Origin of the sequence: Hafnia paralvei, from assembly GCF_020150375.1 — a bacterium.
Classification (GTDB): domain Bacteria; phylum Pseudomonadota; class Gammaproteobacteria; order Enterobacterales; family Enterobacteriaceae; genus Hafnia; species Hafnia paralvei.
This window is the reverse complement of the sequence record NZ_CP083737.1, coordinates 120,876-140,310: the sequence shown is the minus strand read 5'-3', so window position 1 is coordinate 140,310 and position 19,435 is coordinate 120,876. Positions and strand designations below refer to the sequence as shown.

The window sequence follows — 19,435 nt, the reverse complement described above, 5'->3', positions numbered from 1 at the left end:
ATCTTTGTTAAATATTGTATGTTAAATGTTAAGTTTTATTGCCACCACAGAGTCTGGCTCGCAGATTCAAATGGAAAGCTTGGCATATGCATCAAAAGGGTGGAATCAAGTACTCAAAACACATAGCTCAGACTGGCGGTTTAAATCTTTAGTCGCATGATGTCGCTAAACAAGGAGGTGGCTATGCTCGAAGGTGACTATGTCAGTAGCGATGATTAATACCCGTGCGGCAATCGGTGTCCAAGCTCCAGCCGTCAGCGTTGAAGCACATATCAGCACAGGATTGCCTGGTTTTACGCTGGTAGGCCTACCCGAAGCCACCGTGAAAGAAGCCAAAGACCGTGTTAGAAGCGCCATCATCAACTGCGGTTTTACTTTTCCGGCCAAACGTATAACGGTCAATCTGGCTCCAGCTGACTTGCCCAAAGAAGGAGGACGCTACGATCTGCCCATTGCTATTGCGATTTTAATTGCCTCTGAGCAGCTGAGCGCGACGTCAGTGGAAGGATTGGAGCTGTTAGGTGAATTAGGCCTCTCAGGCGCCCTACGACGCATTCAGGGCGCAATTCCTGCAGCTATGGCTGCTCAACGAGATCAACGGAAGTTAATTGGTCCTGCTGAGAATGAGGAAGAGTTAGGCCTCCTTGGAGAACAACAACCACACCTCATTGCTGATAATCTGCTCCAAGTATGTGATTTCCTGAGTGGCGATTTAAAACTCCTCACGCCAAGAGGAACGCAACTATCCGCGATCCCCTCAAACAACAAAGACATGCGAGATATCATTGGGCAGGAGCAAGCCCGTAGAGCGTTAGAAATTGCCGCAACCGGAGGACATAACCTGCTGTTGTTAGGGCCTCCGGGGACGGGGAAAACCATGCTAGCCAGTCGGCTGAATAGCATATTGCCCCCACTCACGAAAGAAGAGGCACTTGAGAGCGCTGCAGTGGCTAGCTTGGTGCATCAATCGACTACTGGGCAATCTTGCTATCAGCGGCCATTCAGAACCCCGCATCACAGCGCCTCAATGGCTGCGCTCATCGGCGGTGGCTCTTTGCCTAGGCCAGGAGAGATATCTCTCGCACATAATGGTGTTTTATTCTTAGATGAACTGCCTGAGTTTGAACGTCGTGTTCTTGATGCGCTGCGTGAACCACTAGAATCAGGGGAAGCTTGCATTTCAAGGGCTCTAGCTAAAGTTACGTTTCCAGCAAGGGTGCAATTAGTTGCAGCAATGAACCCTAGTCCCACTGGGCACTACAAAGGCATTCATGCTCGAACACCGCCACAACAAATATTGAAATATTTATCTCGTCTATCGGGACCTTTTTTAGATCGGTTTGATCTCTCTATTGAGGTTCCATTACTACCTGCAGGAGTACTAAGCATTCAAAAAACTACAGGGGAAAGCAGCGAGATGGTCAGACAGCGGGTATGTCTAGCACGTGAGGTTCAATATAAACGTTCTGGGAAACTTAATGCCCACCTAGCAGGAAAGGAAATGGACAGGGTTTGTGGCCTATCTCAGCCAGACGCCGCATTTTTAGAACAGGCGCTAGAGAAGATGGGACTATCGGTAAGAGCTTGGCATCGCATACTTAAAGTTGCTCGCTCTATTGCCGATCTCGCACAATGTGAAAACATAAACCGCTCGCATATTGCAGAAGCACTGAGCTATCGCTCGATGGATCGACTAATTCAACATTTACATCAAGCGCTACAATAAAAAACGGGGCCTTAAGCCCCGAGTTTTTAGTCATCACTATCGGTATATTCTTCAACCGTATCCATCTGTGGTTTCCCACCAGATAGAGTATGGAAACGCTTAGGACGACGGATTCGTGCTATGTACTTAGACCAAATCTTCTCAGCTTCTGTTGCAGGCTGGCGCTCGCCACGGCATACCGCAACGAACAGTTCTTCTTCTTCCGTTTGCGGTTCGCGAGTTCCTAAATCCAACTCGTTAAATGCATAACCGAAACGCTCAAGAACCTGAGCTTCTTTAATTGTGAAGTCACCGTGGCGTGAAAAACCACGTGGATAATGTTTATTGTCAAAAAAACGATGATTTGTGCTGAAGCTTTCCGCCATCTGACACGCTCCTAAATTTTCTTATTGCTGTACTACTTATGGCGCGGAGTATTAGTTAGGCTTGACAACGTGTAAAACAAAACATTTAAATCATCATGATTAATATTTTTGTGGGAGAGACAGTGGATAGCGAATTATTAAAAACCTTCTTGGAAGTCAGCAGAACGAGGCACTTTGGCAAAGCCGCAGAATCGCTTTATCTAACACAATCAGCGGTTAGCTTTCGTATACGGCAATTAGAAACACAGGTTGGTGCCGATCTGTTTACTCGTCATCGCAACAATATCCAACTCACTGAGGCTGGTGAACGATTAGTACCCTACGCAGAAAAGCTGATGGAAACATGGTTACTGGCAAAAAAAGACGTTCTCAAAAGTCGCCAACATAAAGAACTTTCTATCGGTGCACCAGCAATGATGTGGGAGGCATTATTGATCTCATGGCTAACTGGGGTTTATCGCCAGAAACCAGAGATTTTACTTGAGACTCGCATAGGGCAACGACACACACACGTCCGACAATTGCATGAACGCCATCTAGATCTATTGATCACAACAGAAATCCCCAAAATGGAGGAGCTGTCGACAGAAAAAGTCGGTGAGTTTTCATTACAACTACTTGCCACTGCTGAAGGCAGCGAAGCGAAAAATCTGCCTTATATTCGCTTGGAATGGGGAGCTGACTTCTCACGTTTTGATGAGCAACTTGTTAGCAGCAATAAACCACCTATTTTGACAACGAGCTCAATCTCAATTGCTAGCCAAATAATGAGTCAGACCGGAGGGAGAGCATTTTTCCCTGCCAACTGGGGGCAAAGTGGCTTTTACATTGATGAGTCACAGGAGGCTCTTATGCGACCAATTTATGCCGTTTGGCTACATAACAGCGATAGAAAGGAAGAGATAAAGTTCCTAACACAATCGTTGGCGGCATTCTACCAAAAGTCTTAATGCTTATAATCGAATGTTATTAGGTCTATTGTTGGGCGTAAATGTACAGAGATGTATAAGAAGCGTCCCAACAGTTCAGGAACAGAGACTCTATTCCACGAAAATCGGAGAAAAACGTCTAAAAAGTAGAGTGATGTATGTTGCCAGATTTCAAAAGCAAAAAAGCCTTCCGCAAGCGGAAGGCTAATTATATGGCAGGGGCGGAGAGACTCGAACTCGCGACACCCGGTTTTGGAGACCGGTGCTCTACCAACTGAGCTACGCCCCTAAAGAACGCTAACTATTATCCCGCTATGCGATGATAATTTAAATAAGTGGCGGAACGGACGGGGCTCGAACCCGCGACCCCCTGCGTGACAGGCAGGTATTCTAACCAACTGAACTACCGCTCCACCGATTCTTTCTCTCATATCAGAAATTGTCTGATACCAGTGTGTTCCTGTTATTTTCCTTGTCAGGGGAAAAGGAACTAATTTGATGCCTGGCAGTTCCCTACTCTCGCATGGGGAGACCCCACACTACCATCGGCGCTACGGCGTTTCACTTCTGAGTTCGGCATGGGGTCAGGTGGGACCACCGCGCTGTTGCCGCCAGACAAATTCTGTTAATCAACCCGCTACGTATATCGCTATACCCAGCCAGTTAATCCAATCTTTGAACAAGCTTACTCTTTGTCTTAGTCTCTCAACCAAAACACCTTCGGTGTTGTAAGGTTAAGCCTCACGGATCATTAGTACTGGTTAGCTCAACGTATCGCTACGCTTACACACCCAGCCTATCAACGTCTTAGTCTTAAACGTTCCTTTAGGAGACTCAAGGTCTCAGGGAAGACTCATCTCGAGGCAAGTTTCGCGCTTAGATGCTTTCAGCGCTTATCTTTTCCGCATTTAGCTACCGGGCAATGCCATTGGCATGACAACCCGAACACCAGTGATGCGTCCACTCCGGTCCTCTCGTACTAGGAGCAGCCCCTCTCAATCTTCCAACGCCCACGGCAGATAGGGACCGAACTGTCTCACGACGTTCTAAACCCAGCTCGCGTACCACTTTAAATGGCGAACAGCCATACCCTTGGGACCTACTTCAGCCCCAGGATGTGATGAGCCGACATCGAGGTGCCAAACACCGCCGTCGATATGAACTCTTGGGCGGTATCAGCCTGTTATCCCCGGAGTACCTTTTATCCGTTGAGCGATGGCCCTTCCATTCAGAACCACCGGATCACTATGACCTACTTTCGTACCTGCTCGAGCCGTCACTCTCGCAGTCAAGCTAGCTTATGCCATTGCACTAACCTCACGATGTCCGACCGTGATTAGCTAACCTTCGTGCTCCTCCGTTACTCTTTAGGAGGAGACCGCCCCAGTCAAACTACCCACCAGACACTGTCCTCAATCCCGATTAGGGACCGGAGTTAGAACATCAAACATTAAAGGGTGGTATTTCAAGGTTGGCTCCATGCAGACTGGCGTCCACACTTCAAAGCCTCCCACCTATCCTACACATCAAGGCTCAATGTTCAGTGTCAAGCTATAGTAAAGGTTCACGGGGTCTTTCCGTCTTGCCGCGGGTACACTGCATCTTCACAGCGAGTTCAATTTCACTGAGTCTCGGGTGGAGACAGCCTGGCCATCATTACGCCATTCGTGCAGGTCGGAACTTACCCGACAAGGAATTTCGCTACCTTAGGACCGTTATAGTTACGGCCGCCGTTTACTGGGGCTTCGATCAAGAGCTTCGCCTTGCGGCTGACCCCATCAATTAACCTTCCAGCACCGGGCAGGCGTCACACCGTATACGTCCACTTTCGTGTTTGCACAGTGCTGTGTTTTTATTAAACAGTTGCAGCCAGCTGGTATCTTCGACTGGCTTCAGCTCCATCCGCAAGGGACTTCACCTACGCGCCAGCGTGCCTTCTCCCGAAGTTACGGCACCATTTTGCCTAGTTCCTTCACCCGAGTTCTCTCAAGCGCCTTGGTATTCTCTACCTGACCACCTGTGTCGGTTTGGGGTACGATTCAATGTTACCTAGAGCTTAGAGGCTTTTCCTGGAAGCTTGGCATCAACTACTTCATCACCGTAGTGACTCGTCATCACGCCTCAGGGTTGATATGCGACCGGATTTACCAAGTCACACCCCCTACACGCTTAAACCGGGACAACCGTCGCCCGGATAGCCTAGCCTTCTCCGTCCCCCCTTCGCAGTAACACCGAGTACAGGAATATTAACCTGTTTCCCATCGACTACGCCTTTCGGCCTCGCCTTAGGGGTCGACTCACCCTGCCCCGATTAACGTTGGACAGGAACCCTTGGTCTTCCGGCGAGCGGGTTTTTCACCCGCTTTATCGTTACTTATGTCAGCATTCGCACTTCTGATACCTCCAGCAACCCTCACAGGCCACCTTCACAGGCTTACAGAACGCTCCCCTACCCAACAACACCTAAGTGTCGCTGCCGCAGCTTCGGTGCATAGTTTAGCCCCGTTACATCTTCCGCGCAGGCCGACTCGACCAGTGAGCTATTACGCTTTCTTTAAATGATGGCTGCTTCTAAGCCAACATCCTGGCTGTCTATGCCTTCCCACATCGTTTCCCACTTAACTATGACTTTGGGACCTTAGCTGGCGGTCTGGGTTGTTTCCCTCTTCACGACGGACGTTAGCACCCGCCGTGTGTCTCCCGTGATAACATTCTTCGGTATTCGTAGTTTGCATCGAGTTGGTAAGTCGGGATGACCCCCTAGTCGAAACAGTGCTCTACCCCCGAAGATGAGTTCACGAGGCGCTACCTAAATAGCTTTCGGGGAGAACCAGCTATCTCCCGGTTTGATTGGCCTTTCACCCCCAGCCACAAGTCATCCGCTAATTTTTCAACATTAGTCGGTTCGGTCCTCCAGTTAGTGTTACCCAACCTTCAACCTGCCCATGGCTAGATCACCGGGTTTCGGGTCTATACCTTGCAACTTGACGCCCAGTTAAGACTCGGTTTCCCTACGGCTCCCCTATTCGGTTAACCTTGCTACAAAATATAAGTCGCTGACCCATTATACAAAAGGTACGCAGTCACCCCATAAAAGAGGCTCCCACTGCTTGTACGTACACGGTTTCAGGTTCTATTTCACTCCCCTCGCCGGGGTTCTTTTCGCCTTTCCCTCACGGTACTGGTTCACTATCGGTCAGTCAGGAGTATTTAGCCTTGGAGGATGGTCCCCCCATATTCAGACAGGATGTCACGTGTCCCGCCCTACTCATCGAACTCACAGCATATGCATTTTCAAGTACGGGGCTATCACCCTGTATCGCCGGACTTTCCAGACCGTTCCTCTGACACATACGCTGATTAAGGTTCTGGGCTGCTCCCCGTTCGCTCGCCGCTACTAGGGGAATCTCGGTTGATTTCTTTTCCTCAGGGTACTTAGATGTTTCAGTTCCCCTGGTTCGCTTCGTTAAGCTATGTATTCACTTAACGATAGTGCAACGAATTGCACTGGGTTTCCCCATTCGGAAATCGTCGGTTATAACGCTTCATATCAGCTTACCGACGCTTATCGCAGATTAGCACGTCCTTCATCGCCTCTGACTGCCTAGGCATCCACCGTGTACGCTTAGTCACTTAACCTCACAACCCGAAGGTGTCTCTTGGTGAACGCGGTTACGAACCGGTTCAAGACAACATTCAAGATTGCAAAAAATTGAGAGACTGCTTAATGCTCGCTGTGTCAGTGTTTGACCGAAGTCATTCTCACAGCGGCTTAAGCTTTCAAATTTCAGCTTGTTCCAGATTGTTAAAGAGCAATATCTTAAACACGACTTAATCAAGTCATCTTTAAGATATTCAGGTGATAATGTCTTTCACTCATTATCGGAATGGCGTCCCCAAGGGGATTCGAACCCCTGTTACAGCCGTGAAAGGGCAGTGTCCTAGGCCTCTAGACGATGGGGACACGAAAATACCGACAAAGCTTACACTTTCTCGTTTCGTATCAGCATGAGTCTTAAAACTCACAACATCAACAGGTGCTCTTGCTCATTAATTTCATCAGACAATCTGTGTGGACACTGCACTTAACGCTATCTTTAGGTAAGGAGGTGATCCAACCGCAGGTTCCCCTACGGTTACCTTGTTACGACTTCACCCCAGTCATGAATCACAAAGTGGTAAGCGCCCTCCCGAAGGTTAAGCTACCTACTTCTTTTGCAACCCACTCCCATGGTGTGACGGGCGGTGTGTACAAGGCCCGGGAACGTATTCACCGTAGCATTCTGATCTACGATTACTAGCGATTCCGACTTCATGGAGTCGAGTTGCAGACTCCAATCCGGACTACGACATACTTTATGAGGTCCGCTTGCTCTCGCGAGTTCGCTTCTCTTTGTATATGCCATTGTAGCACGTGTGTAGCCCTACTCGTAAGGGCCATGATGACTTGACGTCATCCCCACCTTCCTCCGGTTTATCACCGGCAGTCTCCTTTGAGTTCCCGACATTACTCGCTGGCAACAAAGGATAAGGGTTGCGCTCGTTGCGGGACTTAACCCAACATTTCACAACACGAGCTGACGACAGCCATGCAGCACCTGTCTCAGAGTTCCCGAAGGCACTAAGCTATCTCTAGCAAATTCTCTGGATGTCAAGAGTAGGTAAGGTTCTTCGCGTTGCATCGAATTAAACCACATGCTCCACCGCTTGTGCGGGCCCCCGTCAATTCATTTGAGTTTTAACCTTGCGGCCGTACTCCCCAGGCGGTCGACTTAACGCGTTAGCTCCGGAAGCCACGCCTCAAGGGCACAACCTCCAAGTCGACATCGTTTACAGCGTGGACTACCAGGGTATCTAATCCTGTTTGCTCCCCACGCTTTCGCACCTGAGCGTCAGTCTTTGTCCAGGGGGCCGCCTTCGCCACCGGTATTCCTCCAGATCTCTACGCATTTCACCGCTACACCTGGAATTCTACCCCCCTCTACAAGACTCTAGCTTGCCAGTTTCAAATGCAGTTCCCAAGTTAAGCTCGGGGATTTCACATCTGACTTAACAAACCGCCTGCGTGCGCTTTACGCCCAGTAATTCCGATTAACGCTTGCACCCTCCGTATTACCGCGGCTGCTGGCACGGAGTTAGCCGGTGCTTCTTCTGCGAGTAACGTCAATCACCAAGGTTATTAACCTTAATGCCTTCCTCCTCGCTGAAAGTACTTTACAACCCGAAGGCCTTCTTCATACACGCGGCATGGCTGCATCAGGCTTGCGCCCATTGTGCAATATTCCCCACTGCTGCCTCCCGTAGGAGTCTGGACCGTGTCTCAGTTCCAGTGTGGCTGGTCATCCTCTCAGACCAGCTAGAGATCGTCGCCTAGGTGAGCCATTACCCCACCTACTAGCTAATCCCATCTGGGCACATCTGATGGCGTGAGGCCCGAAGGTCCCCCACTTTGGTCCGAAGACGTCATGCGGTATTAGCTACCGTTTCCAGTAGTTATCCCCCTCCATCAGGCAGTTTCCCAGACATTACTCACCCGTCCGCCGCTCGTCACCCAGAGAGCAAGCTCTCTTGTGCTACCGCTCGACTTGCATGTGTTAGGCCTGCCGCCAGCGTTCAATCTGAGCCATGATCAAACTCTTCAATTAAAAGCTTGATGTGCTTCAACACGTGAAGCGATGCTCGAAAATTAACTTTCGTAATAATTCAAAAATGAATTACTGCTTGGTCACTCTTCAAGACTTTAATATTTTATCGTCCGAGGACGTTAGATATTGTCTTGTGAGTGCCCACACAGATTGTCTGATAAATTGTTAAAGAGCAGTGAGTTGCGAACATTCGTTCCAGCAACTCGGGAGGTGCATATTACGCTTTCCTCCTGAAGAGTCAAGCCTTTTTCTTTTCAGAATTTCGCTAGTTAGCGACGCTTTTCTCTTCCTCACCGAGCGACGTTTGCGTCGTTGTTCCCGGTCAGTGGTGGCGCATTATAGGGACTTCTGAACGGCTGACAACCCCTAATTACAAAAAACTTTTCAACCGCGCAAGTTTTCATCAGAAACCGTAAATTTGGAGACTAAATACTCAATTCTCGTAGCTCTGAGAAGCCCATACGGTGCAATACGGGCAAAAGTGCCTCAGTATCGCTATTCGTTTTCGTGGCATATGCCACATCATCTTCTGTACTCAATGTATTTTCTTGGTTTGCAATCAGCCAAGCAACTCGGCGAGCAATAGCGACACCAGAATCGACCAACCGTGTTCCATCGGGCAGTACCGCAGCCAACTCCTCGCGCAGTAAAGGAAAATGTGTGCATCCTAAAACTACAGTGTCTGGCGGCTCTGCCATTGACAGCCATGGGCGTAGAATTTTCTTCAATACGGCATGATCAATCACTTCACCATGTAACTTCGCTTCAGCGAGTACCACCAGCTCAGAAGAGCCAAGCATTTTGATATCACAGTCTGTCGCAAAGCGGGCGATGAGATCGTGAGTGTATGAACGCTGCACCGTCGCCTTGGTTGCCAAGAGTCCGACAACGCCATTACGTGTTAACTTCGCTGCGGGTTTAATCGCTGGCACCACACCCACAATCGGAAAGCTAAAACGCTCACGCAATGCGGGAAGCGTAATAGTACTCGCCGTGTTGCACGCGATGATGACAATAGAGAGAGGATGGCGCTTTTGCACTTCGGCAACGGTTTTGACGACACGCTCGATAATGAACGCCTCATCTTTTTCCCCATAGGGGAATCCCTGATTGTCGAATGCATAGATGTAATGGAGATCCGGCAGCAAACTGCGGATCTCCTGATATACAGATAACCCACCCACGCCGGAATCGAAAACTAGCGCAGTAGGTTTGGCAGTCGCTACATCATTAGAAGGTGTAACTACCGGTGAGATAATATTCTCTACCTGCGGTTTGGTAGCCATAAGCCGTTTCATAATCTTTATCTAACAGGTTGGCGATTCTACCACGAACTGTGAGATGAGACGTAACCGGATAGGAAGCAGAAATATCAACTGTGCTGTAACTTGGCAACACCTGCTGTGTGGTGTTGTACTTCGAAGTGTTATTGTCATAACGGCGCCCATAATATTGGTATGAAACGTCCATATCAACGTTAAACATCGTCCAATCGAGCTGATATTTTGCCTGTCGCTTCGCGCGACGCGCTAATACCTCATCCGTTTTGTCATTGCGTGGATCCATGTACTGCAAGGTTACCTGATGGGTAAAAATGCCGGTATCGATACTTCCTGTCCACTCCACACCTTTAATGGTTGCAGAATCGATATTGTCATAGCTGCCTGCATTGGCATTAGGCGCACTATAGTAAGTAATCAGATTCTCTATTTTGTAATGATACGCCGATAACCGCCAGTCAAGCGGCCCCGTTAACCCTTCGAGCCCAGCTTCCCATTGCTTGGAGGCTTCTGGTTTCAGATTTGGATTGGAATCAATGTTAAAACGTGTTGATCCAAACTGCTGCCCAAGGGATGGAGCCAAGAATCCGGTGCCATAAGATAGGGTAGTTCTATAACCTGGCGTGAACTCCCAACCGGCCGCGGTTTGCCATGTACCATGCCAGCCAAACTGTTCATCTTTATCTTCACGCCCGGAGGCTTCCACCGTGACGTCCCCTAGCTTTTGCTGACCGCTGAGGTATAGCCCCGTGTTGTCGCGTTTGTAGATATCAGACTTACTCGTGTCAGAAGACGTGAGACGCTGCTGCTGCCAATCCACGCCAGCACTGATTTGCCCGTGTTCGAGACTATAGGTATTACCCCACTGGATATTACGCTGATCCATATCGTCAAGGGTGGAACCATCATGGTAGCGACCATATTCACTGCTGTAATTGTAATCTTTAACCTTCTGATAACTACCTGTCAGTTGAGAAGAATATGCACCCGACAAAAAGCGTAGTCCGGCATCATAGGTATGGTTGTAGGTTTGACCTTCATTAGCACTATAGGCTGGCGTGAATGGCGGGCTACCTAAGTCATAATCACTGTTATTGGTGTACCCGTAACCACGGGCAAAACCAGAAAGCTCGTTGCTAAATTGGTGGTCTACGCCTCCCCAGAAGGTTTTGTTACGGTAGCCGTCATCGTCACGATCTGGCGCATAGGTTGAGCCCGGCTGCACATTAAAACCCTTGGTGCTTTCATAAGAACCAGCCAAAGTGACTTTAGTATTATCACTCACTTTCTGACGAACACTGCCGTCGTACTGCTGGAACCCTTTGGACCCCACACCAGCATTGATCTGCGCGCCTTCTTTGTCTGTTTGTGTAATCACGTTGATTACGCCACCCATAGCACCAGAACCATACACCGCCGAGCGAGGCCCTCTTATATACTCAACTCGTTGAACCAAAGAAATTGGGATTTGGTTGAAATCAGCAGTATTTGAAATCCCTGGGCGCGCAACAGGAATACCATCCACCAGCACTAAGACCTGACTCGCACTGGTGCCACGGATATACATTGTTGAACTCTGCCCCATCCCGCCATTCTGCACGATATCCACACCGGGTAAGCGGCGCATAACATCGTTTAGTGTTTTAGCCTGCCAACGGTCGATATCGTCTCGGGTGACAATATCCGTCGGTGCCAACACGGTTGATACCGGTTGAGCAAAGCGTGAGGCGGTTACGACTACATCATCATTACTATTTGCAGATGAATCAGAACGTGTGTCAGAAGTATCTTGCGCCCAACCGGAGAAAGCGGTGACAGACAAAGCTGCCATCAGCGCATTTTTTTTTATAGTCATGCAAAAGCATCCAAACTTAATTGGCAGGATGCCGCGAGCCGTGGCGTTAATTCGCGAAAACCACGTGAAGCGACGTATTCCGGCAGGTCTTCGGGCTTAGGATTTGCGTATCTTCCAATACGCACCGGGCGATGACTTCCCATCTGCAATGACAGTGTCAAAATATCGCCGTGACTTCCCCATACCGCTGCGCGTCAGCTCCGGATTCAAACCGGATTCCCTTTTCACTCTCCACTGGAGACCGGGCCGCCATGCTAAGTGAAAACCTATTCAGATGTCTAGACTTCTATGATGACGAGATAGAATAAGTCACAGAGCTGGACATCATTATTCCATCGCCTACAATCGCCCCTCTATTATTACGCTAGTGAGAAATGCCATGACCCCGAATACGCTGCCAACCGATCAATATGATGCCCAACTCACGGAGAAGATCACCCGACTGGCCAACATGATGACCCCGTTTGCGGCGCCTGAGATCGAGGCATTTCGCTCACCGGCCAGCCATTACCGTATGCGCGCCGAGTTTCGCGTATGGCATGATGAGTCCGATCTTTACCACATCATGTTCGATCAGCAGACGAAGCAGCGAATTCGTGTTGATCAGTTCCCAGCAGCAAGTGAACTGATCAACCGTTTGATGACCGTCATGATGGATGAACTGCGTCCAAATCAGGTTTTGCGCTTTAAACTGTTCCAGATCGACTATCTGTCGACGATGAACAATAAAGTCGTGGTTTCTCTTCTTTATCACCGCAAGCTGGATGAGGAATGGAAAGCACAGGCCGAAGCGCTACGCGATCGCCTGCGGACTCAAGGTTTTGACATACAGCTGATTGGCCGAGCGACCAAAACCAAAATCTGTTTAGATCAGGATTATGTCGATGAGTGCCTGCCGGTTGCCGGTCGCGACATGGTCTATCGTCAGGTAGAAAATAGCTTTACTCAGCCTAATGCCGCGGTGAACATCAAAATGCTCGAATGGGCACTAGACGTCACGAAGGATTCTAAGGGCGATCTGCTGGAACTGTACTGTGGTAACGGCAACTTCTCTCTTGCACTGGCGCGTAATTTTAACCGCGTATTAGCCACCGAAATTGCTAAGCCTTCTGTCGCGGCTGCACAGTTTAATATTTCCGCCAACCACATTGATAACGTACAGATCATTCGCATGGCGGCTGAAGACTTTACTCAGGCAATGAACGGTGTGCGCGAATTTAAACGCTTGGAGGGCATTGACCTAAAAAGCTACCAGTGTGAAACCATTTTTGTTGATCCACCGCGCAGCGGCTTAGATGACGATACATTACGTATGGTGCAGGCCTATCCGCGCATTCTGTATATCTCCTGCAACCCTGAAACGCTGAGTGCCAATTTGGAAACGCTGCACGAAACCCATCAGGTAAAACGCTTAGCGTTGTTCGATCAGTTCCCATACACCCATCATATGGAATGTGGCGTATTGCTGGAAAAGCGTCGTTAATTTCAGGCCCATCATTGAATGCAAAAAGGCAGCCAAACGGCTGCCTTTCTTATATAAGTCATCTATAAATCATCTGCGGCTATTACGCGGATGTCACTCAGGATCGTGGAAGTCTTTGTCACTATCCGGCTCGGCATTTTTCTTGAATGCCTTGATGCGATAGGCAATCCAAAAGACCAAAACAATACACAGGATAGTTGGCATAAAGTTGGAGCCGATTTCTGGATACTCTACACGCACAATGGCGCTATACATCAGTAGGCCAAGCAAAAAACATGAAGAAGAGAGAACCGGCATGCCTTCAGGCATTGAGCAGTTCAGATAGCGCTGATGCAGGCAATAAACAGATAAAACCAGCGCTAACAGCGGAAACACCGAAAACGGCACGACAGAGCTAAATAATGCGGCAAAGGAACCGCTGATAGAAAGCCCAGCAACCAAAGACAGAACTAATGTTCCCACATCCAAACGACTTTTGATCATGACCAACCCTATGCTTTAAATTTATTCCTGAGGCTGAGCCTGCTGCCCGACATTTTCATGTAAATGCGCTATATGTGCTTTTTCTTGCTCACGGCGGTACCAATAATAAGCGCCCTTGGAAATCATCCGCAATTGCAACACTAAACGTTCTTCCAACAAACGACGGTGTTCCATATCAATATCTAACGCTTCGGCACCCGCACTAAATACGATGGTCACCATTGCCTCGGCCTGAGCTTCGGTAAAGCTACGCGGCATGTGATTTTCGATTTCAAGATAGTCTGCAAGTTCCGCAATAAAATGCTGAACTTCACGCTGAACTGCAGCACGAAACGCAGCCGAGGTGCCGGAACGTTCCCGCAATAACAGCCGAAAAGCATTCGGGTTATTGCCGATGAATTCCATAAAAGTCGCCACCGAAGTGCGGATAACGCTGCCCCCTTTGGCGATACGCTGACGAGCCTGACGCATTAGCTGACGCAGCATCAACCCGCTTTCATCCACCATCGTTAATCCTAACTCATCCACATCGCGAAAATGGCGATAGAAGGAAGTAGGCGCAATACCGGCCTCCCGAGATACTTCACGCAGGCTCAAACTCGCAAAGCTCCGCTCAGCGCTAAGCTGATTAAAAGCGGCCTCTATCAGTGAACGACGAGTTCGTTCTTTTTGTTGCGCTCTGACGCCCATATTAATATCCGGTTAAATGTAAGTTTCTTCTTCCACCGTAGGTTTTTTAAGATTTTGATACGGTGGTTAAACGCCACTATATCAAACTTTACCCCAACCATACCTCTATGACCTTGTGAACTGTATAGCTAGGATGACAAAAATAGGAGGGGAATTGCCACGAAAAGCATAGGGGTGATTGGGGATACCTTGTTATTATGTTAAGGTAACGTTGTATTTTTGTATAAGAAAGGCCTACCCTACATGCAACAGCACTATTCTTTTGATGCCATAGTCATTGGCTCAGGTCCCGGTGGTGAAGGCGCCGCCATGGGGCTGGTAAAACAAGGCGCGCGGGTTGCCGTAATAGAACGGCATTTTAGCGTCGGCGGCGGATGTACCCACTGGGGCACTATCCCATCAAAAGCACTTCGCCACGCAGTTAGCCGCATTATCGAATTTAACCAGAATCCTCTTTACAGCGACAACTCCCGAATTCTTAAATCTACTTTCCCCGATATTTTGCGCCATGCCGATAGCGTGATTAATCAGCAAACTCGGATGCGTCAGGGTTTTTACGAGCGCAACCATTGCCAGTTGTTTTCTGGTGACGCTGAGTTTATTGACGCCAATACCATCAGCGTCAGCTATCCCGATGGAACTCGTGACACCCTAAGTGCAAAAAATATCATCATTGCCTGTGGTTCACGTCCGTATCATCCATCAGGTGTCGATTTCAAACATCCACGAATTTACGATAGCGATTCCATTCTGCAACTTAACCATGAACCACAGCACATCATTATTTACGGAGCTGGGGTAATTGGCTGCGAATATGCCTCGATCTTCCGTGGTTTGAGCGTAAAAGTCGATCTCGTCAACACACGCGACCGTTTACTGGCATTCCTCGATCAAGAAATGTCAGACGCACTCTCTTACCATTTCTGGAACAATGGCGTCGTTATTCGCCACAACGAAGAATTTGAGCAAATTGAGGGCGTAGAAGACGGCGTCATCATGCATCTCAAGTCCGGTAAAAAAGTCAAAGCGGATTGCCTGCTGTATGCCAACGGGCGTACCGGGAACACCGACGCATTGAAGCTGGAAAATGTGGGGCTTGAGGCGGATGGGCGCGGCCTTCTGAAAGTCAACAGCATGTACCAAACGGCAATCTCGCATATCTATGCCGTCGGCGATGTTATTGGCTACCCAAGTTTAGCTTCTGCGGCATACGATCAGGGACGTATCGCGGCTCAGGCCATTATGCAAGGCGAAGCCAACGTACATCTGGTAGAAGATATCCCAACAGGGATTTATACCATTCCTGAAATCAGCTCAGTGGGCAAAACTGAACAGGAACTCACAGCAATGAAAGTGCCGTATGAGGTTGGCCGTGCGCAGTTTAAGCATCTGGCTCGCGCGCAAATTGCCGGCATGAGCGTGGGAAGTCTAAAAATCTTGTTCCACCGAGAAACTAAACAGATCTTGGGGATCCACTGTTTTGGCGAGCGTGCCGCCGAGATCATCCATATCGGTCAGGCAATCATGGAACAAAAAGGAGAAGGTAATACCATTGAGTATTTCGTGAATACTACCTTCAACTATCCAACCATGGCTGAAGCCTATCGCGTCGCGGCACTTAATGGGTTAAACCGCCTGTTCTAGAACACTGCACTGCTGTTTCATCACGCCTTGCATATGCTCGCGGATCACTTCCGCGAGCTGCTCGTAACGCGCTCGCAGCGGAGACCCCGGACGATAAACTAGCGCAATAGTACGTTTTGGCTCTGGTTTGTAACATTGCAGATAGCAAATACCATCACGTTCACGCTCTGGCGGAACCGCCAATGCTGGCAGCAAAGTAATACCGCTTCCTGCCGCCACCATATTGCGTAATGTCTCCAGACTGGTTGCACGGAAATGCGTATCTTCATCCGCCCCAGCTTGGAAACAAAAACCCATCGCCTGATCGCGTAAGCAGTGCCCATCTTCCAGCATCAACAGATGTTCACCAGACAGTTCGGACATAGCAATTTTGTCTTTGCTTGCCAGAGGATGTCCGTTATACACCGCGAGTTTCATTGGCTCATCGAACAATGGGACTTCGATAAAAGCTTCTGTCTCTTTCACTAATGCCAAAATTGCACAGTCCAGTTTACCGCTGTCCAGTTGCGCCAGCAGTTGCTGGGTCTGCGCTTCATGCAGATACATCTCCAGCTTCGGGAACGTTTGGTGCAGTGTGGGAATAATCTGTGGCAGCAAATACGGTGCGACGGTCGGGATCAAGCCAATATGCAGAGGGCCGGACATCGCTTCTCCCTGCTGGCTAGCCATTTCTTTAAGAACTTTCACTTCCCGCAGCACCGTACGCGCTTGATCAACCAGCAATAAGCCTGCCTGAGTGAACAACACCTTACGGCTTGTTCGTTCCAGAAGCATCACGCCCAGTTCATCTTCCAGCTTACGAATCTGACCACTCAACGTGGGCTGGCTGACATGGCATGAATCCGCCGCACGGCGAAAATGGCGGTGTTCAGACAGCGCCACTAAGTATTCCAAATCTCGAATATTCATTTTTATCCTCCGAACCATGATAGCTCATGGCGATAAATAAGATAGCAATGAACGATTAGAACTATCAAGCCTAAGAGTGAATAATGTCCATCAACGAACGGCGATATGCCAACACCAGTGATTTTTAATCTAATAATTAAAGGGTTAATCCATGTTTACTAGCCAAGAAGGTAAGAAAATTCCGCAGGTAACTTTCCACACCCGTCAGGGCGACCAGTGGATTGACGTCACTACCGATGACCTGTTCAAAGACAAAACCGTTATCGTATTTTCTCTGCCAGGCGCATTCACTCCGACCTGCTCATCTAGCCACCTACCACGCTATAACGAGCTGGCTCCAATTTTCCATGAAAAAGGCGTCGACAGCATTCTGTGTGTTTCTGTGAACGATACCTTCGTAATGAATGCTTGGAAGGCCGATCAAAAAGCCGAGCACATTACTTTCGTTCCAGACGGTAATGGCGAATTCACCAAGGGCATGAACATGTTGGTTGAAAAAGCTGACCTTGGTTTCGGCCCACGCTCATGGCGTTACTCCATGCTAGTTCGCAACGGCGTGGTAGAAAAAATGTTTGTTGAACCAAACAAACCAGGCGACCCATTTGAAGTTTCTGATGCCGATACCATGCTGAAGTATCTGGCTCCCGATTTCAAAGTACAGGCGTCTGTTTCCCTGTTCACCAAACCAGGTTGCCCATACTGCGCCAAAGCGAAACAAATCCTGCAAGACCGCGGTATTCAATACGAAGAAATCGTGCTGGGTAAAGATGCAACGACCGTTAGCCTGCGCGCTGTAACGGGTCGCGCTACTGTTCCACAAGTTTACATTGGTGGGCAACATATCGGCGGCAGTGATGACTTAGAGGTCTACCTGCAACAAGCCTAATAACCTGCAGTAGTCGTTATTATAAAAAAAGAAAGCCAACACTTTGGCGGGCTCGTCCCGCCTTTTTTCCGGTTTCAGGAGATAGCTTGATGAAAGAACTCAATGTTGACGTGGCCGTTATCGGCGGCGGAACTGCTGGCTTAGGTGCCTATCGCGCAGCCAAACTCTCAACGCCAAGCGTAGTTATGATCGAAGGTGGCCCATTCGGTACAACCTGTGCGCGCGTGGGTTGTATGCCTTCAAAATTATTGATCGCTGCAGCCGAAGCCGTGCATCAAATTGAACGGGCTCCTGGCTTTGGGGTTCATCCGCAAGGCGAAATCAAGATTGATGGCCGCGAAGTGATGGCCCGCGTTAAGCGTGAACGCGACCGCTTCGTGGGTTTTGTGATGGAAGGCGTCATCAGTATTCCTGACAGCGACAAAATTCTCGGCTATGCCCGTTTTATTGATGACAATACTTTGCAGGTTGACGATCACACACGCATCGTCGCAAAACGCATCGTGATAGCCACAGGTTCCCGCCCAACATGGCCGGCGCCGTGGAATGAACTAGGCGATCGGCTCATCATTAACGATGACGTCTTTAACTGGAATGACCTGCCTGAATCCGTAGCCGTATTTGGCCCCGGCGTTATCGGTTTGGAGTTGGGACAAGCGCTCCATCGTTTAGGCGTGCAAGTAAAAGTATTTGGCGTTGGCGGCGCAGTAGGGCCGTTAACCGATAGTGACGTACGTGACTACGCCCGTCGTGCCCTGGGCGAAGAGTTCTATCTTGATCCTGATGTGAAAGTAGAAATCATGCAGCGCGAAGGCGATCGCGTATTTATCCGCTATCAGGATTTAGACGGCAAACCGCAAGAAATCATGGTCGACTACGTACTAGCCGCGACCGGGCGCCGTCCAAACGTAGATAATCTGGCAATTGAAAACACCTCTCTGGAGCTCGACGCTCGCGGTGTTCCGGTGGCCGATAGATTAACAATGCAAACCAGCGTGCCGCATATCTTTATCGCCGGTGATGCCAGTAACCAGCTACCACTGTTGCATGAAGCCAGCGATCAGGCTCGTATTGCTGGAGATAACGCAGGAAGCTATCCAGAAATTAAGCCCGGCTTACGCCGGAGCTCCATTTCTGTCGTTTTCTCTGATCCGCAGATTGCGATGGTAGGTTCAACCTACCGCGAGCTAAGCCAAAAATATGGCGCCTGCGGCTGCTTCGAAGTGGGAGAGGTGTCCTTTGAAAATCAGGGGCGTTCTCGCGTAATGCTACGCAACAAAGGTCTATTGCACGTTTATGGCGAACAAGGCACTGGCAAGTTCCTCGGCGCTGAAATGATGGGACCTGAAGTTGAGCACATTGCACATCTGCTGGCATGGGCGCATCAGCAAGGTATGACCATTGATCAAATGCTTGATATGCCGTTCTACCATCCCGTGATTGAAGAAGGCCTGCGTACCGCGCTGCGTGATTTACAAAGTAAATTGCGTATTGGAGATACCGAAACAGAGCGTTGCATGCGCTGTCCGGGCGAATAACC

12 protein-coding genes, 3 tRNA genes, 3 rRNA genes and 1 riboswitch are annotated in these 19,435 nt (G+C 49.1%); of the genes, 6 read left to right on the top strand and 12 right to left on the bottom strand.

The genetic code is table 11. The features are described 5' to 3' along the window. Positions 1-199 precede the first annotated feature (199 nt). Positions 200-1,726 carry a YifB family Mg chelatase-like AAA ATPase gene (locus K9N75_RS00655; protein WP_039189866.1) on the top strand — a complete coding sequence of 509 codons (1,527 nt, stop codon included), beginning with the start codon at positions 200-202 and terminating at the stop codon, positions 1,724-1,726. A gap of 26 nt (positions 1,727-1,752) precedes the next feature. Here the strand turns inward: K9N75_RS00655 and K9N75_RS00650 are convergent, their stop codons facing one another. Continuing rightward, positions 1,753-2,091, bottom strand: a complete 339-nt coding sequence (locus tag K9N75_RS00650) for a MaoP family protein (RefSeq protein ID WP_004089230.1) — start codon at positions 2,089-2,091, stop codon at positions 1,753-1,755. 122 nt (positions 2,092-2,213) lie between these two features. Here K9N75_RS00650 and hdfR point away from each other — a divergent pair, with 122 nt between their 5' ends. Further along, positions 2,214-3,041, top strand: coding sequence for an HTH-type transcriptional regulator HdfR (hdfR, locus tag K9N75_RS00645; RefSeq protein WP_114444519.1), 828 nt, complete (start codon positions 2,214-2,216; stop codon positions 3,039-3,041). Positions 3,042-3,233: 192 nt separating this feature from the next. Here the strand turns inward: hdfR and K9N75_RS00640 are convergent. The 8 genes from K9N75_RS00640 to btuB form a co-directional block, all read right to left on the bottom strand. Next, a tRNA-Trp gene (locus K9N75_RS00640) sits at positions 3,234-3,309 on the bottom strand. 47 nt (positions 3,310-3,356) lie between these two features. Then, positions 3,357-3,433, bottom strand: a tRNA-Asp gene (locus K9N75_RS00635). Positions 3,434-3,520: 87 nt separating this feature from the next. Further along, positions 3,521-3,636, bottom strand: a 5S ribosomal RNA gene (gene rrf / locus K9N75_RS00630). 114 nt (positions 3,637-3,750) lie between these two features. Then, positions 3,751-6,659, bottom strand: a 23S ribosomal RNA gene (locus K9N75_RS00625). 249 nt (positions 6,660-6,908) lie between these two features. Beyond that, a tRNA-Glu gene (locus K9N75_RS00620) sits at positions 6,909-6,984 on the bottom strand. A gap of 138 nt (positions 6,985-7,122) precedes the next feature. After that, positions 7,123-8,665, bottom strand: a 16S ribosomal RNA gene (locus K9N75_RS00615). Together the 16S, 23S and 5S rRNA genes with 3 tRNA genes alongside form the textbook arrangement of a ribosomal RNA operon. Positions 8,666-9,090: 425 nt before the next feature. After that, positions 9,091-9,951: a glutamate racemase gene (gene murI / locus K9N75_RS00610; RefSeq protein ID WP_224452123.1), complete on the bottom strand. Its 861-nt coding sequence runs from the start codon at positions 9,949-9,951 to the stop codon at positions 9,091-9,093. Then, a complete protein-coding gene (gene btuB / locus K9N75_RS00605; RefSeq protein ID WP_008815814.1) occupies positions 9,896-11,800 on the bottom strand; it encodes a TonB-dependent vitamin B12 receptor BtuB in 1,905 nt (634 codons plus the stop codon). The genes murI and btuB overlap by 56 nt, the downstream gene beginning before the upstream one ends. A 64-nt stretch (positions 11,801-11,864) precedes the next feature. Beyond that, positions 11,865-12,059: riboswitch (cobalamin riboswitch) on the bottom strand. Positions 12,060-12,179: 120 nt separating this feature from the next. Here btuB and trmA point away from each other — a divergent pair. Next, the gene (gene trmA / locus K9N75_RS00600) at positions 12,180-13,283 is read left to right on the top strand and encodes a tRNA (uridine(54)-C5)-methyltransferase TrmA (RefSeq protein WP_004094266.1); all 1,104 of its coding nucleotides are present in this window, start codon (positions 12,180-12,182) and stop codon (positions 13,281-13,283) included. 93 nt (positions 13,284-13,376) lie between these two features. On the opposite strand, the gene K9N75_RS00595 is transcribed toward trmA, so the two are convergent. Continuing rightward, positions 13,377-13,766: a YijD family membrane protein gene (locus tag K9N75_RS00595; protein ID WP_008815812.1), complete on the bottom strand. Its 390-nt coding sequence runs from the start codon at positions 13,764-13,766 to the stop codon at positions 13,377-13,379. Between the two features lie 21 nt (positions 13,767-13,787). Next, positions 13,788-14,456 carry an HTH-type transcriptional repressor FabR gene (gene fabR, locus K9N75_RS00590; RefSeq protein WP_008815811.1) on the bottom strand — a complete coding sequence of 223 codons (669 nt, stop codon included), beginning with the start codon at positions 14,454-14,456 and terminating at the stop codon, positions 13,788-13,790. Between the two features lie 243 nt (positions 14,457-14,699). Between fabR and sthA the strand changes: the two genes are divergently transcribed. Next, a complete protein-coding gene (gene sthA / locus K9N75_RS00585) occupies positions 14,700-16,100 on the top strand; it encodes a Si-specific NAD(P)(+) transhydrogenase (RefSeq protein ID WP_008815810.1) in 1,401 nt (466 codons plus the stop codon). Here sthA and oxyR read toward each other — a convergent pair. After that, positions 16,083-17,009 (bottom strand): DNA-binding transcriptional regulator OxyR, encoded by a 927-nt coding sequence (gene oxyR, locus K9N75_RS00580; protein ID WP_008815809.1) that lies wholly within the window; start codon positions 17,007-17,009, stop codon positions 16,083-16,085. The genes sthA and oxyR overlap by 18 nt on opposite strands. Positions 17,010-17,160: 151 nt before the next feature. Between oxyR and K9N75_RS00575 the strand changes: the two genes are divergently transcribed. Both K9N75_RS00575 and K9N75_RS00570 read left to right on the top strand, forming a co-directional pair. After that, positions 17,161-17,895, top strand: coding sequence for a glutathione peroxidase (locus K9N75_RS00575; protein WP_224452122.1), 735 nt, complete (start codon positions 17,161-17,163; stop codon positions 17,893-17,895). A gap of 89 nt (positions 17,896-17,984) precedes the next feature. Then, positions 17,985-19,433 carry a dihydrolipoyl dehydrogenase gene (locus K9N75_RS00570; RefSeq protein WP_008815808.1) on the top strand — a complete coding sequence of 483 codons (1,449 nt, stop codon included), beginning with the start codon at positions 17,985-17,987 and terminating at the stop codon, positions 19,431-19,433. Positions 19,434-19,435 lie beyond the last annotated feature (2 nt).

Coding starts and splice junctions, on each gene's coding strand:
- murI (WP_224452123.1), bottom strand. CDS start 9,951: ATGGCTACCAAACCGCAGGTAGAGAATATTATCTCACCGGTAGTTACA.
- fabR (WP_008815811.1), bottom strand. CDS start 14,456: ATGGGCGTCAGAGCGCAACAAAAAGAACGAACTCGTCGTTCACTGATA.
- btuB (WP_008815814.1), bottom strand. CDS start 11,800: ATGACTATAAAAAAAAATGCGCTGATGGCAGCTTTGTCTGTCACCGCT.
- K9N75_RS00570 (WP_008815808.1), top strand. CDS start 17,985: ATGAAAGAACTCAATGTTGACGTGGCCGTTATCGGCGGCGGAACTGCT.
- oxyR (WP_008815809.1), bottom strand. CDS start 17,009: ATGAATATTCGAGATTTGGAATACTTAGTGGCGCTGTCTGAACACCGC.
- sthA (WP_008815810.1), top strand. CDS start 14,700: ATGCAACAGCACTATTCTTTTGATGCCATAGTCATTGGCTCAGGTCCC.
- K9N75_RS00655 (WP_039189866.1), top strand. CDS start 200: ATGTCAGTAGCGATGATTAATACCCGTGCGGCAATCGGTGTCCAAGCT.
- K9N75_RS00575 (WP_224452122.1), top strand. CDS start 17,161: ATGTTTACTAGCCAAGAAGGTAAGAAAATTCCGCAGGTAACTTTCCAC.
- K9N75_RS00595 (WP_008815812.1), bottom strand. CDS start 13,766: ATGATCAAAAGTCGTTTGGATGTGGGAACATTAGTTCTGTCTTTGGTT.
- trmA (WP_004094266.1), top strand. CDS start 12,180: ATGACCCCGAATACGCTGCCAACCGATCAATATGATGCCCAACTCACG.
- K9N75_RS00650 (WP_004089230.1), bottom strand. CDS start 2,091: ATGGCGGAAAGCTTCAGCACAAATCATCGTTTTTTTGACAATAAACAT.